Annotated in this window: 16 protein-coding genes; 9 read left to right on the top strand and 7 right to left on the bottom strand. The window is 61.6% G+C overall.

Annotated features, from left to right (window positions below; translation table 11 throughout):
• The first annotated feature begins 8 nt into the window (after nt 1–8).
• The 8 genes from AC0IXS_RS24235 to AC0IXS_RS24270 are packed head-to-tail and all read left to right on the top strand — an operon-like array spanning nt 9 to nt 6048.
• A complete protein-coding gene (locus AC0IXS_RS24235) occupies nt 9–803 on the top strand; it encodes a heme ABC transporter permease (RefSeq protein WP_122667847.1) in 795 nt (264 codons plus the stop codon).
• Nucleotides 800–976 carry a heme exporter protein CcmD gene (ccmD, locus tag AC0IXS_RS24240; protein WP_025996941.1) on the top strand — a complete coding sequence of 59 codons (177 nt, stop codon included), beginning with the start codon at nt 800–802 and terminating at the stop codon, nt 974–976. The genes AC0IXS_RS24235 and ccmD overlap by 4 nt, the downstream gene beginning before the upstream one ends.
• Nucleotides 973–1440 carry a cytochrome c maturation protein CcmE gene (ccmE, locus tag AC0IXS_RS24245; RefSeq protein WP_449124705.1) on the top strand — a complete coding sequence of 156 codons (468 nt, stop codon included), beginning with the start codon at nt 973–975 and terminating at the stop codon, nt 1438–1440. The genes ccmD and ccmE overlap by 4 nt, the downstream gene beginning before the upstream one ends.
• 3 nt (nt 1441–1443) lie before the next feature.
• Nucleotides 1444–3417, top strand: a complete 1974-nt coding sequence (locus tag AC0IXS_RS24250; protein ID WP_471825893.1) for a heme lyase CcmF/NrfE family subunit — start codon at nt 1444–1446, stop codon at nt 3415–3417.
• The gene (locus tag AC0IXS_RS24255; protein ID WP_122689520.1) at nt 3414–3950 is read left to right on the top strand and encodes a DsbE family thiol:disulfide interchange protein; all 537 of its coding nucleotides are present in this window, start codon (nt 3414–3416) and stop codon (nt 3948–3950) included. The genes AC0IXS_RS24250 and AC0IXS_RS24255 overlap by 4 nt, the downstream gene beginning before the upstream one ends.
• A complete protein-coding gene (locus AC0IXS_RS24260; RefSeq protein WP_471825895.1) occupies nt 3947–4423 on the top strand; it encodes a cytochrome c-type biogenesis protein in 477 nt (158 codons plus the stop codon). Before AC0IXS_RS24255 ends, AC0IXS_RS24260 begins: the two co-directional genes overlap by 4 nt.
• The gene (gene ccmI / locus AC0IXS_RS24265; protein ID WP_471825897.1) at nt 4420–5613 is read left to right on the top strand and encodes a c-type cytochrome biogenesis protein CcmI; all 1194 of its coding nucleotides are present in this window, start codon (nt 4420–4422) and stop codon (nt 5611–5613) included. The genes AC0IXS_RS24260 and ccmI overlap by 4 nt, the downstream gene beginning before the upstream one ends.
• Nucleotides 5614–5640: 27 nt before the next feature.
• Nucleotides 5641–6048 carry a hypothetical protein gene (locus tag AC0IXS_RS24270; RefSeq protein WP_043304595.1) on the top strand — a complete coding sequence of 136 codons (408 nt, stop codon included), beginning with the start codon at nt 5641–5643 and terminating at the stop codon, nt 6046–6048.
• A gap of 58 nt (nt 6049–6106) precedes the next feature.
• Here AC0IXS_RS24270 and AC0IXS_RS24275 read toward each other — a convergent pair whose 3' ends face one another.
• From AC0IXS_RS24275 to AC0IXS_RS24305, 7 genes are all read right to left on the bottom strand, one after another.
• Complete coding sequence (locus AC0IXS_RS24275) at nt 6107–7105, bottom strand: sulfate ABC transporter substrate-binding protein (RefSeq protein ID WP_004888155.1); 999 nt, start codon at nt 7103–7105, stop codon at nt 6107–6109.
• A gap of 100 nt (nt 7106–7205) precedes the next feature.
• The gene (locus AC0IXS_RS24280; RefSeq protein ID WP_057408392.1) at nt 7206–8039 is read right to left on the bottom strand and encodes an ion transporter; all 834 of its coding nucleotides are present in this window, start codon (nt 8037–8039) and stop codon (nt 7206–7208) included.
• Between the two features lie 174 nt (nt 8040–8213).
• Complete coding sequence (locus tag AC0IXS_RS24285; protein ID WP_057408391.1) at nt 8214–9647, bottom strand: efflux transporter outer membrane subunit; 1434 nt, start codon at nt 9645–9647, stop codon at nt 8214–8216.
• Nucleotides 9644–10528 (bottom strand): efflux RND transporter periplasmic adaptor subunit, encoded by an 885-nt coding sequence (locus AC0IXS_RS24290; protein WP_057408390.1) that lies wholly within the window; start codon nt 10526–10528, stop codon nt 9644–9646. Before AC0IXS_RS24290 ends, AC0IXS_RS24285 begins: the two co-directional genes overlap by 4 nt.
• Nucleotides 10525–10734, bottom strand: a complete 210-nt coding sequence (locus AC0IXS_RS24295) for a DUF1656 domain-containing protein (protein WP_005738672.1) — start codon at nt 10732–10734, stop codon at nt 10525–10527. The genes AC0IXS_RS24290 and AC0IXS_RS24295 overlap by 4 nt, the downstream gene beginning before the upstream one ends.
• Entirely contained in the window at nt 10731–12818 is a 2088-nt protein-coding gene (locus AC0IXS_RS24300; RefSeq protein WP_471825900.1) for an FUSC family protein, read from the bottom strand. Before AC0IXS_RS24300 ends, AC0IXS_RS24295 begins: the two co-directional genes overlap by 4 nt.
• The gene (locus AC0IXS_RS24305) at nt 12815–13267 is read right to left on the bottom strand and encodes a MarR family winged helix-turn-helix transcriptional regulator (RefSeq protein WP_471825902.1); all 453 of its coding nucleotides are present in this window, start codon (nt 13265–13267) and stop codon (nt 12815–12817) included. Before AC0IXS_RS24305 ends, AC0IXS_RS24300 begins: the two co-directional genes overlap by 4 nt.
• 543 nt (nt 13268–13810) lie before the next feature.
• On the opposite strand from AC0IXS_RS24305, the gene AC0IXS_RS24310 reads away from it, so the two are divergent.
• Nucleotides 13811–14476, top strand: a complete 666-nt coding sequence (locus tag AC0IXS_RS24310; protein WP_122409210.1) for a polysaccharide lyase family 7 protein — start codon at nt 13811–13813, stop codon at nt 14474–14476.
• Nucleotides 14477–14487 lie beyond the last annotated feature (11 nt).

Below are 14487 nucleotides of genomic sequence, written 5' to 3' on the forward strand. Positions count from 1 at the left end.
GCACCGTGATGAAAAGCGCTTCCCTCAAAAAGAGCAGCATCGGTTGGGCCTGGTTGCACCGGCTCGGCTCGCCGAAAGTCTTCTACGGCCTCAGCACGCGCCTGTTGCCGTGGCTAAGTATCGCGGCGCTGTTGCTGATCGGCATCGGAGTGGTTTGGGGGCTGGCGTTCGCGCCGCCGGACTATCAGCAGGGCAACAGCTTTCGCATCATCTATATCCACGTGCCTGCCGCGATGCTGGCGCAATCCTGTTACGTGATGCTGGCGATCTGTGGCGTGATCAGGCTGGTGTGGAAGATCAAACTGGCGGACGTCGCCCTGCAATCGGCCGCGCCCATCGGCGCATGGATGACCGCTTTGGCGCTGGCGACCGGTGCGATCTGGGGCAAACCGACCTGGGGCGCCTGGTGGGTGTGGGATGCGCGCCTGACCTCCATGCTGATTCTGCTGTTTCTGTATTTCGGGCTGATTGCCTTGGGCAACGCGATCAATAACCGCGACAGCGCGGCCAAGGCCTGCGCGGTGCTGGCCATTGTCGGGGTGGTGAACATCCCGATCATCAAATATTCGGTCGAGTGGTGGAACACGCTGCATCAGGGCGCGACCTTCAGCCTCACTGAAAAGCCGGCCATGCCCGCCGAAATGTGGCTGCCCTTGCTGTTCACCACGCTGGGGTTCTATTGCTTCTTTGGTGCGGTACTGCTGATGCGCATGCGTCTTGAAGTGCTGAAGCGCGAGTCGCGAACCCAGTGGGTGCAGGCCGAAGTCCTGCGTCGCCTTGGTCCGTCGGAGCGCCTTTCATGAGTTTTGATTCGTTCGGCGATTTCCTCGCGATGGGCCGCCATGGACTGTTCGTCTGGTCGGCGTATGGCCTCTGTCTGCTGGTGCTGCTCGTCAACGTCGCGCTGCCGGTGGCGGCGCGTCGTCGCTATCTGCAACAGGAGGCGCGTCGTATGCGTCGGGAGAAGCGCACGTGAATCCGCTGCGCAGAAAGCGTCTGTTGATCATCCTGGCCATCGTGGCGGGGATAGGCCTGGCCCTGACGCTGGCCCTCAGCGCACTGCAGGAAAACATCAATTTGTTCTACACCCCGAGCCAGATTGCCAACGGCGAAGCGCCTGTCGATACCCGCATTCGGGCGGGTGGCATGGTCGAGAAGGGCTCGTTGCAACGCTCGGCGGACTCGCTCGACGTACGCTTCGTCGTCACCGACTTCAACAAGTCGGTGACCATCACCTACCGGGGCATCCTGCCGGACCTGTTCCGTGAAGGGCAGGGCATCGTCGCGCTGGGCAGGTTGAACGCGCAAGGCGAGGTGGTGGCCGATGAAGTGCTGGCCAAGCACGACGAGAAGTACATGCCGCCGGAAGTGACCAAGGCGTTGCGCGACAGCGGCCAGGCTGCACCGGCTGCGTCTTCCCCCTCATCGAAGCAGGGTTGACTGATGATTCCCGAACTCGGCCATCTGGCCATGATTCTGGCGCTGGGCTTTGCCCTCGTGCAGGCTGTCATTCCCCTGATCGGCGCGTGGCGCGGTGATCCACTGTGGATGAGTCTGGCGCGTCCTGCGGCATGGGGCCAGTTCAGCTTTCTGATCTTTGCCTTCGGTTGCCTGACCTACGCCTTCATGATTGACGACTTCTCGGTCGCTTACGTCGCGCAGAACTCCAACACGGCGTTGCCCTGGTTCTACAAATTCAGTGCCGTGTGGGGCGCGCACGAAGGCTCGCTGCTGCTCTGGGCGTTGATCCTGGGCGGCTGGACCTTTGCTGTATCGGTATTTTCCCGACAATTGCCACAGGTGATGCTGGCGCGAGTGCTGGCAGTGATGGGCATGATCAGCCTCGGCTTTCTGTCGTTCCTGATCCTCACCTCCAATCCGTTTGCGCGAATCCTGCCGCAGATGCCCGCCAACGGTCGCGATCTCAACCCGTTGTTGCAGGACATCGGCCTGATCGTGCACCCGCCGATGCTCTACATGGGCTACGTCGGTTTTTCCGTGGCCTTCGCCTTTGCCATTGCCGCCTTGCTCGGCGGGCGACTGGATGCGGCCTGGGCTCGCTGGTCGCGACCCTGGACGCTGGTGGCGTGGGCGTTTCTCGGCGTCGGCATCACGCTGGGTTCGTGGTGGGCCTACTACGAGCTGGGCTGGGGCGGCTGGTGGTTCTGGGACCCGGTGGAAAACGCCTCGTTCATGCCCTGGCTGGTGGGCACTGCCTTGATCCACTCGCTGGCGGTCACGGAAAAGCGCGGCGTGTTCAAGAGCTGGACCGTGCTGCTGGCCATCGCGGCGTTTTCCCTGAGCCTGTTGGGCACCTTTCTGGTGCGCTCCGGGGTGTTGACCTCGGTGCATGCGTTTGCCTCCGATCCGGCACGTGGCGTGTTCATCCTGATCTTCCTGTTGATGGTTGTCGGCGGCTCGCTGACCTTGTTCGCCATCCGCGCACCCGTGGTGAAAAGTCAGGTCGGCTTTGGTCTGTGGTCGCGGGAGACGCTGCTGCTGGGCAATAACCTGGTGCTGGTGGTCGCGGCCTCGATGATTCTGCTCGGCACGCTGTACCCGCTGGTGGTCGATGCCGTGAGCGGCGCGAAGATGTCGGTCGGCCCGCCTTATTTCAATGCGCTGTTCGTGCCGTTGATGGCCCTGCTGATGGTGGTGATGGCCGTGGGCGTGCTGGTGCGCTGGAAAGACACGCCGGTCAAATGGCTGCTGGGCATGCTGACTCCGGTATTGATCGGCAGCGCGGTACTGGCAGTGATTGCCGGGCTGGCGCTGGGTGATTTCCAGTGGGCCGTGCTGGCCACCTTCATGCTGGCGGCCTGGGTGCTGCTGGCCGGGGTGCGCGATCTGCTGGACAAGACGCGTCACAAGGGCCTGATCAATGGCGCGCGCGGCCTGCATCGCAGTTACTGGGGCATGCAACTGGCGCACCTCGGCATTGCCGTGTGCGCGCTGGGTGTGGTGCTGTCGAGCCAGAACAGTGCCGAGCGCGACCTGCGTCTGGCGCCCGGCCAGTCCGTCGAGCTGGGTGGCTACGTATTCGTGTTCGAAGGCGCAAAGCACTATGAAGGGCCGAATTTCACCTCGGATCGCGGCACGATCCGGGTTTTGCGCGATGGCGAACAGGTGACGGAGTTGCACCCGGAGAAACGCCTGTACACCGTGCAGCAATCGGTGATGACTGAGGCGGGTATCGATGCCGGTTTCAGCCGCGATCTTTATGTCGCGCTGGGCGAGCCGCTGGCCGATGGCGCTTGGGCGGTGCGGGTGCATGTGAAACCGTTCGTGCGCTGGATCTGGTTCGGCGGCCTGCTGACCGGATTGGGCGGCGTGCTGGCGGCCACTGATCGGCGTTATCGCGTCAAAGTCAAAGGCCGGGTGCGTGACGCGCTGGGCCTGTCGGAGGCCACCGCATGAGGCGCTGGATCATGGTGTTGCCGCTGGTGGTCTTTCTCGGCGTGGCAGCCGTTCTGTTTCGAGGTTTGTACCTGGACCCTGCCGAGTTGCCATCGGCGCTGATCGACAAGCCGTTCCCCGAGTTCACCCTGCGTGAAGTACAAAACGAACGCACTTTGACCCGCGCCGATCTGCTCGGCAAACCTGCGCTGGTCAATGTCTGGGCGACCTGGTGCATCGCCTGTCGCGTCGAGCATCCGGTGCTCAACCGGCTGGCGCAGCAGGGCGTGCTGATCTACGGCGTCAACTACAAGGACACCAACGCCGATGCTCTGAAATGGCTGAAGGATTTTCATGATCCTTATCGCCTCAATATTCGTGATGACGAAGGCTCGCTGGGCTTGAACCTTGGCGTGTACGGCGCGCCGGAAACCTTTCTGATCGATGCCAAGGGTGTCATTCGTCACAAGTACGTCGGCGTAATCGACGACACGGTCTGGCGCGAGCAACTGGCCGGGCTGTATCAGGCGCTGGTGGACGAGGCCAGACCATGAACCGCTCATTAAGCGCTGTGCTGTTGGTGCTTGGCCTTGCGATCAGTGCTCTCGCTCACGCTGCCATTGACGCCTATACCTTTCGCGACGAAGCCGAGCGCGCCCGCTATGCCGAACTGACCCGCGAGTTGCGTTGCCCCAAGTGCCAGAATCAGGACATCGCCGATTCCAACGCGCCGATCGCCGCAGATTTGCGCAAGGAAATCTACCGCATGCTGGGGGAGGGCCGGAGCAATCAGCAGATCATCGATTTCATGGTCGATCGCTACGGCGATTTCGTGCGCTACAAACCGGCGCTGACCGCCAGAACCTGGTTGTTGTGGTTCGGTCCGGCAGGCCTGTTGCTTGGCGGGCTGGTGGTGATGGCGATGATCGTCAGACGACGTCGCAACCTGACTGCCGGGCAGTTCGATACGCTGTCCGATGAGGAGCGGCAACGCCTCACCCATTTGCTGGATGAACACCGAAAATGATCGATTTCTGGATGGCGACCGGACTCTTGCTACTGGTGGCGCTGGGCTTCTTGCTGGTCCCGGTGTTGCGCGGCCAGCGTGCGCAGCGCGAGGAAGACCGCACGGCGCTGAACGTTGCCCTGTATCAGGAACGGCTCAGCGAGCTGCAAGGCCAGCAGGAAGAAGGCGTTCTTTCAGCGATGCAGATCCAGAGCGCCCGTGACGAAGCGGCGCGGGAGTTGCTGGCTGACACCGAGGGGGCTGAAAAGGCCCGAATCGCGCGGCTTGGCAAACCCTGGCTGTTGCTGGCGGCAGTGCTGGTTCCGGTGTTGGGCATGGGGGCTTATCTGCAGCTTGGCGCCAGCGACAAGGTCGAACTGAGTCGCGAATTCTCTCAACCGCCCACCTCGCTCGCCGACATGACCCAGCGTCTGGAGCGCACCGTACAGGCTCAGCCCGATTCGTCCGAAAGTCTGTATTTTCTGGCGCGCAGCTATATGGCGCAGAATCGTCCGGGCGATGCGGCGCAGATGTTCGAGCGTGCTGCTGGCCTCGCCGGGCGTCCACCGGAACTGCTCGGACAATGGGCGCAGGCGTTGTACTTCGCCAGCGACAAGCATTTCACGCCGCAGGTGCAGGCCCTGACCGACGAAGCGCTGAAGGCCGATCCCAAAGAAGTCACCAGCCTGGGTTTGCTGGGTATCGCGGCATTTGAAACCGAGCGCTATCAGGCGGCGGTCAATTACTGGACCCGGCTTCTTAACGTACTGCCTGCGCAGGATCCGTCGCGCTCGGCACTGGAAGGCGGCATCGCCCGTGCCAGGGAAAACCTGAAAACCGGCGCGAAACCGGCGCTGGCTGCAAGCAGGGCTGCCTCGATAAAAGTGCGGGTCGATCTGGCGCCTGCCTTGAAAGACAAGGTCCAGCCACGTGACAGCGTGTTCATTTTCGCCCGTGCTGTCGATGGCCCGCCCGCGCCGCTGGCGGTCAAGCGCATCACGGTTGCCGAGCTGCCCGCCGAGGTCGAACTCAGCGATGCTGACGCAATGATGCCGCAGCTGAAACTGTCGAACTTTCCGCAAGTCCAACTGGTAGCTCGCGTGTCCCGCGCAGGGCAACCGACCACTGGTGAGTGGGTCGGTCGCAGCCAGCCCTTGGCCAGCGACAGCGGGGCGCAGCAGGCGTTGATCATTGACAGCCCTGATAAATAGACAGCCAGAGAAGAAGAGAGCCCGCTTATGTACCGCACTGCACGTATCACCTTGTTGGGTCTGGCCCTGGGCTTGAGCGCCTGTGCGGTTCAGCCACCGGCCCCGACGAGTCAGGAACCGATTCAGTCATTGCCCGGTGGCCAGCAGCCCGGCGCTCCGCGTCCCACGCCGACACCGAACAAGCCACCCGTCAAGGCACCGTCCAGTGGCCCGAAAACCTCTGCCAGCTTCGCGCCACCGCCGGGTGGCAACAGCCATTGGGATGCGCGCATGGGCGTGTATGTGATGGATGACCAGAGCAACACGTTCTATCGCCAGCGTACCTATTACCAGTGGAACAACGGCTGGAGCTGGGCGACCAGTCCGAACGGCCCGTGGCAGCCGACCGATGCCAGCGGCGTGCCGGCAGGTCTGGGGCGTCAGTTCAGCAACTGAGTTCCGCAAATGAAAACGGCGACCCTGAGGGTCGCCGTTTTGTTTCGCATGGGACGGGTTATTTGCCCGAATAGATCTGGTCGAACACGCCGCCGTCGATGAAGTGGGTCTTCTGCACGGTGCGCCAGTCACCGAAGGTTTTCTCCACCGACAGGAAATCGACCTTCGGGAAGCGGTCCTTGTACTTGGCCAGAATCGCCGGGTCCCGCGGACGCAGGTAGTTGTTGGCGGCGATTTCCTGGCCTTCTGGCGACCAGAGGTACTTCAGGTATTCTTCGGCCAGAACGCGCGACTTCTTGCGGTCCACGACCTTGTCCACCACGCTCACCGGCGGCTCGGCTTCTGCCGATACGGACGGGTAGACCACTTCGAATTGATCACGGCCGAACTCGCGGGCGATCATCTCGGCCTCGTTTTCAAAGGTCACCAGTACATCGCCGATCTGATTGGTCATGAAGGTCGTCGTTGCGCCACGGCCACCGGTGTCGAGTACCGGCACATGCTTGAACAGCTTGCCGACAAAGTCTTTTGCAGCTGCTTCATCGCCACCGTTTTTCAGGGTGTAACCCCACGCCGACAGGTAGGTGTAACGGCCGTTACCCGAGGTCTTGGGGTTGGGCACGATGACTTCCACGCCGTCCTTGATCAGGTCCGGCCAGTCTTTCAGCGCTTTCGGGTTGCCCTTGCGCACGATGAACACCGTGGCGGAAGTGAAGGGTGCGCTGTTGTTCGGCAGACGGCTGACCCAGTCCTTGGGCACCAGCTCACCGTTGTCAGCCAGGGCATTGATGTCGGTGGCCATGTTCATGGTAATCACGTCAGCCGGCAGGCCGTCGATGACCGAACGCGCCTGCTTGCTCGATCCGCCGAAGGACATCTGCACCGTCACGTCTTCGTTTTTCTCGGCTTTCCAGTGCTTCTGGAAGGCGCTGTTGTAGTCCTTGTAGAAGTCGCGCATCACGTCATAGGAGACGTTGAGCAGCGTCGGTGCAGCCTGGGCGGCGCTGGAAAGGGCCAGGCCTGCAGCCAGTAGCGAAGCGGCGAAAAGTCTGTTCACTGCAAATTCCTTTGAGGGTGGATCATTGTTGTCTGATGGCTTAATGCCTCGACACTAGCAGTCGCGCATCGCTGAGCCTAAATACCAAAAACGTCTGTGCTTATGCCTGATTTACTTCCCTGGGGAACAGCTGATTGCCGCACCGTGAGCAGAATGCGGCGCCATGCTCGTGGAATTTCTTCGCACACACCGGGCAGTCATGCTTGAGTTGCTCGCCGCGCATGGCATTGGCCAGTTCGGCGGTGAATATACCGGTGGGCACAGCGATGATCGAGTAACCGGTGATCATCACCAGCGAAGAGAGCATCTGACCGACCGGCGTCTTGGGCACGATATCGCCGAAGCCTACGGTCGTCAGGGTGACGATAGCCCAGTAGATGCCCTTGGGAATGCTGGTAAAGCCGTGTTCCGGGCCTTCGATCACATACATCAGGGTGCCGAATACTGTGACCAGCGTCGAAACGGTCACCAGAAACACGATGATCTTCTGTTTGCTGCCGCGCAACGCCGCCAGCAGGTAGTTGGCCTGACGCAGGTACGTACCGAGCTTCAAGACCCTGAAGATTCGCAGCATGCGCACGATCCGCACGATCAGCAGGTACTGTGCATCGCTGTAATAGATCGCCAGCACGCCCGGCACGATGGCCAGCAGGTCGACCAGCCCGTAGAAGCTGAACGCGTACTTGAGCGGTCGCGGCGAGCAATACAAACGCAGAATGTACTCAACGGCAAAAATCGCGGTGAAGCCCCATTCCACCCAGGCAAACACCTGCGAGTAATCGCGGTGAATGCTCTCGATGCTGTCGATGATCGTGACCAGCAGACTGAGCAGGATGAGGACCAGCAAGACCTTGTCGAAGCGCCGCCCGGCAGGCGTGTCAGCCTCGAAAATAACGATATGCAGCCGCTCGCGGCGGCTGAGAGAGGCGTCCATGGTGCATTCCGAGTCTGAAGATCGGGTGAGCCTAGGAGCATTGGGGGTTGGAGTGCAAGCTGTGGTGTCAGATGACTGATTTGCGTCGCACTCTGGACCGGACGCGGAGCGTCCCGAGAGGCGTTACCACGCTGGAGCGTGGGAACGATCGGTGGCCTCGAGCACACTCACGGGTTATTTGCCCGCCACTTGATCCTTCTCCCAACCCCCGCCCAGCGCCAGGAACAGGTTGATCTGGCCCATGGCGACCTGGGTGTTGGCTTCGGCCAGTTGGGCGCGGACGTCGGTGTAGGTGCGGGTGGCCTGCAGGTCGGCGAGGAATGAAGCGCGGCCGGCCTGGTAGAAGCGGTGGGTCTGGTCGGCGGCTTCCCTGGCCGATTGCTCGGCGTCTTTCAGGGCGTCGCGACGGTCGAGCAGGGCGGTGTACTGGGCCAGGCCGGTCTGGGTTTCGCGGATGGCGTTGAGCACCACGCCGTCAAAGCGGGCCAATGACGCTTGTGCCGAGGCTTCAGCCTGATGGATGCGGGCGCGTGAGCCGTTGGACGGGATGGTCCAGCTCAGCAGCGGCCCGAAGCCCCAGCGATTGGCCGCCGGTTTGCCCAGGTTCTCGATCATGCCCACGGTGCCGATATTCGCGCCGATGCTGATGTCCGGGTACAGCTCGCCGGTCGCAACGCCGATCTGTGCGGTGGACATCGCCAGATGCCGTTCCGCCTGACGAATATCCGGGCGGCGCTTGAGCAGCGCGGCGCCATCGCCTACCGGCATGACCTGTGCGATGTGCGGTAACTCATTGCAGGTGCTGACGCCCGCAGGCAACTGCTCGACAGGCCGGGCCAGCAGCATCGACAGACGGAACAGCGCCGCCTGACGCTGCGCTTCGTAGCGCGGCAGTTCGGCGCGCAGGGACTTGAACTGGGTCTGGGAGCGGGTGACCTGGGTTTCATCGCCACGCCCGGCATCGCGCAGGCGCTGATTCAGCTTCACGCTCTGCTGTTGCAGGTCCAGCGACTCGCGGGCGATGTCGTGCTCTTCATTGGCGGCGCACACTTGCGTGTAGGCGCGTACCACGTCGGCGACCACGGTGATGCGGGCGGTGTCTGCCGCCGCCTGAGTGGCATCGATGTTGGCCTGCGCGGCTTCGATGCCACGCTGCAGAGTGCCGAACAGGTCGAACTGATAGGACGTGGTCAGGCCGATATCGCCGACGTTGGCCACCGGCACTTTGTCGGGTAGCAGAAAGGCTTCCCCCGACTCCTGCAAACGCTGTGCGCCGATCCTGGCGCTGTTGGTAAAGCCCCCTGCGGCGTCAGCTTCGGCACCCTGATAGCGCGAGCGCTGCAGGTTGGCGGCGGCAATGCGCAGGTCGGTGTTCGACGCCATGGCCTGACGCACCAGCTCATCCAGTTTCGGGTCCTGATACAGCCGCCACCAGTGCGCAGGCACCGGTGCCGACACGCTGTTCACCGACTGGCCCGCCAGTTCGCCCTGCAGGTCCGGGCGGTTGATCGCGCTGTCTTTCGGCAACTCATAGTCTGGCCCGACCATCTTGCAGGCCGACAGCAGGGCGCTGAAACCCAGCACCATCAGGCGAGGAGCCCGTTTCATCGTGTGGCCTCCGGAGTGTCTTCGATGATCGACACGGTCGCCGTCCGCCCGGCGATCATGCGGAAATCCCTGGGCACATCGTCAAAGGCAATCCGCACCGGAATACGCTGGGCCAACCGCACCCAACTGAACGCCGGGTTGACGTTGGGCAGCAGGTTCGAGCCGCTGGTGCGGTCGCGGTCTTCGATGCCCGCGACGATGCTGACCACGTGCCCGGTCAGCCGCGCGTTGTCGCCGATGACCCGAATATCCACGCCCTGACCGACATGAATGCCGTCCAGTTTGGTTTCTTCGAAATAGCCGTCGATGTGGAATGACGCAGCATCGACCACCGACAGCACCGGGCGGCCGGCGCTGACGAACTCGTGTTCGCGAGGTGCGCGGTCGTTGAGGTAGCCGTCCACCGGGCTCTTGATCACCGAGCGGTCCAGGTTCAGCTGCGCGGCGTCGACCGCCACGCGTGCTTCGCCCAGTGCTGACAATGCACGGGCTTCGCGGGACTGGCTTTCTTCCAGTTGCTCGCGTGCCACCAGATTGCCGAGACCACGGTTGCGTTTGTTCTCGCGGCGCGCCTGTTCCCAGGTTTCCTGGCGTTCGGCCACGGTGGCCTGGGCCTGACGCAAGGCCAGGCGGAAGCGGTCCTGGTCGATAGTGAACAGCACCTGGCCTTTGTGCACCGGCTGGTTGTCCGTGACCTCGACCTTCTGGATCAGCCCGGACACGTCCGGAGCGATTTGCACGATGTCAGCACGAATGTGGCCGTCGCGGGTCCAGGGTGCGTACATGTAGTACATCACCATGCGCCAGACGACGACGGCAGCCAGAGTCACCACCAGCAGGGTCAGGACCACGCGGCCCAGAGTCAGTATCGGTTTTTTCATGTCATCAGGTATCGACTGAGAGTATCCACGGCGCCGAGCAACAAAGCGTATAGACCTACGTTGAACAAAGCCCGGTGCCAGACCAGACGGTAGAAGTGGGCGCGCGACAGTAAGGCATGCACGCCGAGAAACAGCAGATAGGCGATGCCCATCATGGCCAGAAAAGTGGGGATGAAGATCCCGCTGATGTCCAGATCGCCGATCATAAAGGCGCTCCATCGATGTTATGCGGCAGTTGTTCGGTCAGCTCGTCGGCCACGGTGACGATCTCCACACCCGGCAGCAGGGCCAGACGCAGACCGCTGAGCGCGTGCAGCAGGTGGACGCGGGCCGGGTTGTCGCCCATGTCCTGATCGGTCAGCGAACGGCGTGCGCGGTCCATGAGTATCAACAGGCCCCGTGGTGCAGGCAGACGCTCACCGGCCTTGGTGCAGTGCCGGAAATAGCCGCTGACTTCGTCGATGACCTGGCGCAGCAGCACCTGTGCCTGCGGTGTCGCACGGCGGGTGTAGGCGAGCAGGTCGAGCATGTTCAGCGCGACGCGCAGTTCACGCAGGGCGATGCCGGTGTCCTGCGCGGTCAGGGTCAGGCGCGGCAGTTGCTGCATCACACGATCGAGCATTTGCACGCCCATGCGCCGGTGCTCGGCCAGGGTCGAGTCTTCGCTGAGGCTGGCGACGTCGCGCCAGCTGAAGCGGGTCAGGCGCTTGACCGCGAGGTCCACACCGAACGGACGGAACACCAGGGTCCAGATAAACGCAAACAGCAGACCCGCCGGCCCGGCCAGATTGGAGTTGAGGAAGTTCAGGAAGTCCGCATCGTAGGCGCTCTGGATGCTGATGAATGAAGAGGTGTTGACGATGGTCAGCAGCGTGCCCAGAAAGAAGCGTGGCTGTACGGTCAGCGTACCGACGCAGATGAAGGGCACCGAAAACGCCAGCACCAGCATCGGAAAGTCATGCAGGTTGGGCAGGACCACGAACAGGTACAGGCTGGCGAACACCACCGACAGCATGGTCCAGAAAAAGAACCGATAGATCTGCGGCGCAGGGTCGTCCATGGCGGCAAAGAAGCTGCACGACACGGCGGCCAGCGCCACGGCACTCGCGCCATCCTTCCAGCCCAGCAGAATCCACAGCACCGACGCGACGATGATCGCCAGCACCGTCGAGGCCACTGAATAAAGCATCAGGCCACGATCCAGAAAGGGTGTCAGCCGACCCAGACGCCAGTGGCGATAGACCGCACGCCATTGCGACTGATCGTCGGTCTTGATCGCGTATTGCAAGGTGCGGCAGTCCTGCCACAGGTCAATCCATTCGCCCAGCCTGAACAGCACGTTGGACAGCAGCAGTTGATCACGGTCGTCCAGTTGCGCGGAGTCCGGTTGCAGTCGCTCCATGGATCGATGCAACTGCTGCCACTGTTCCTGTTGCGGACCGTTGGCGGTGTTTTCCAGCCAGTTGCGGGTTTCCAGCAGCAGGGGCGACAGGCTGGCGAGCAGTTCCGGCGTGCGCCGTTCCAGCGCCCACAGCGCGTCGTCGAGCGCGTCGATAACCGGCAGCAGATGAATCATGCGGCCGCGCAATTCGTGGGCATTGCGCACAGTCTGTTTGCGGGCACCTTCGTGGCTCAACTGGCCGATCATCATCTCCAGCGAGTTGAAGCTGCCGACCATCGAGTTGCGCAGGGTGCCGATTTCTTCAGGCTCGCAGGTGCGGCTCAGGAAACGTTCGCTGTAGCTCGCCGCATCGCTGAACCACTTTTCGGTGGTGGCCTGAAACACCGGAGCCAGGCGTCTGGGCCAGAACATGGCACCAACCACGGCGGCGCAGATGATGCCCAGAAAGATCTCTTCGGTACGCGACACCGCGATCTCGAACACCGCTTGCGGGTTGTCCACCACGGGTAACGAGATCAACGGCATGGTGTAGCCCGCCAGCATCAGCGCGTAGCTGTTGGCGGTGCGCAGGTGCAGCGACAGAAACAGCAGCGTGCCGGTCCATAGCCCGACCACCACCGCCAGCAGAAAAGGAGTCTGCACGAACATCGGCACCAGCAGCACCGACGCCGCAGCACCTGCCAGCGTACCGGCAGCGCGGTACAGCGCCTTGGAGCTGGTCGGGCCCACGAACGGGCTGGACACGATGTAGACGGTGGCCATGGCCCAGTATGGGCGTGGCATTTCCATCAGCAACGCAATGTAGAGCGCCAGCATCGAGGCGCCGAAGGTGCGCACGCCATAGAACCAGTCGCGTGCCGGCGGCACACTTGAGAAGAAGCCCTTCATGGCTGTGCCCCGTGATCAGCGCCTGCCGCTTCGGAAAACGCCTGGAACACACGCAACGCAGCGTCAAGGTCTTCAAGGTCGAGATTTTTCAGTACGTCGGCACGCAAACGCGTCAGCTCGGTTTCAATCGAACCGGCCAGCTCACGGCCCTTGTCGGTCAGGCTCAAGGCCTTGGCGCGACGGTCGTTGGGGTCTTCGGTGCGACAGACGATACCGGCCTTGCACAACTGATCCAGCAGGCGGACCAGGGTCGGGCTCTCCATTCCGGCGGCGTGCGCCACTTTGACCTGATGCACGCCGTCTCCCAGCCGCGCAATGGCCAGCAACGGCCCCGCGCAGGCTTCGGAAATACCGTAGGTGACCAGCGTGGTCTGGCAGTTGCGTCGCCAGTGGCGTGATGCCGCAACCAGACCGCTGCTGATCGCCCTGTGAAGCGCATCGACAGACATGGAAAACAACCTGAAATTTAGTTAGGAGCGATATTGTTAGCGAGGATATTAGTAGCTTGCTAACTAATATCCCGTAACAACTTGTTTCAGTCAACCTCGGATCGCTCAACGGTGTTTTTCAGATAACGGAGGAATCGGGGATGTGATGTCGACCGCAATACCTCGATAAACGGTCGTGCGTAGTAAGCCAAAACCAGGAAAAGTTCCTTGTTATCGAAAATAATCGATACCGTTCGTCGGTAAATGGAGGTTCAAGCCATCAATTTTCGGGGTCTTCTTTCAAAAAAATGACGCCATGCCGAAATGACAAGGTCCGCCCAGACCGATGCGTTCAGGTCAGAGCTGGCAAATGGCTTTCTTTCGGAAATTGACATCAAAATAGTGGCTTTGACCCCTGAATGACTTTTTTTTGGCGCCAATGCTTTGTCGAGCCTGTTTAAAAAATAAACGATTCAGCCGATAGTCTGGATGAACCGAACGGGCCAGGGCGCCCGTTCCAGAGCCCTTCTGCTGATGCGCGACGCGCACCTTGCGAGCAACGCCATGATCGACCTTGCCACTTGGAATCTGTCCGTCCCTGTCGGGACTCCTGCGACCATCATCGAAACCCCGAAATTGATGAAGGGCTATCAGGACGGTTATTTTCGCTCCGGCGATACGCTGTTCTTCTGGGCGCCCGTGACCGGTTCCACCACCGAGAACGCCAAGTACCCCCGTTCCGAGTTGCGTGAAACGACGGCCGACGGCAGGGCGTTCAACTGGAACTACTCCAGTGCCGACAATTTTCTGCGTGCCACGCTGGAAGTGGACCAGGTGCCGTCCAGCGGCAAGATCGTGATTGGTCAGATTCACTGCTACCAGAGCACCGAGCCATTGCTGAAGGTGGAGTACCAGTACAAGGAGAAATTGCAGACCGGCAACATCGTCGCCAAGTTTCGCCGGACCCCGGATTCGGAAATCGAGGTCATCATCATTGCCCAGGGTGTGCCGCTCAATCAGCGTTTCAATTATGCGATCAACCTGTCGCCTTCAGGTGATCTGACGGTCAACGCCTATGATGCCGTCTGGGTGGCCAAGCTTGATTCAGCGTGGAGCACCAAGCTTTTCTACTTCAAGGCCGGGGTCTACACCCAGGACAATACCGGCTACACCACCGAAGGGGGTTCGGCGACGTTCTACAAGCTGGCCATCGCTCACGAGAAGAAATGATCCAGCCTGTG

The sequence above is a fragment of the Pseudomonas sp. AC016 genome (genome assembly GCF_979253365.1).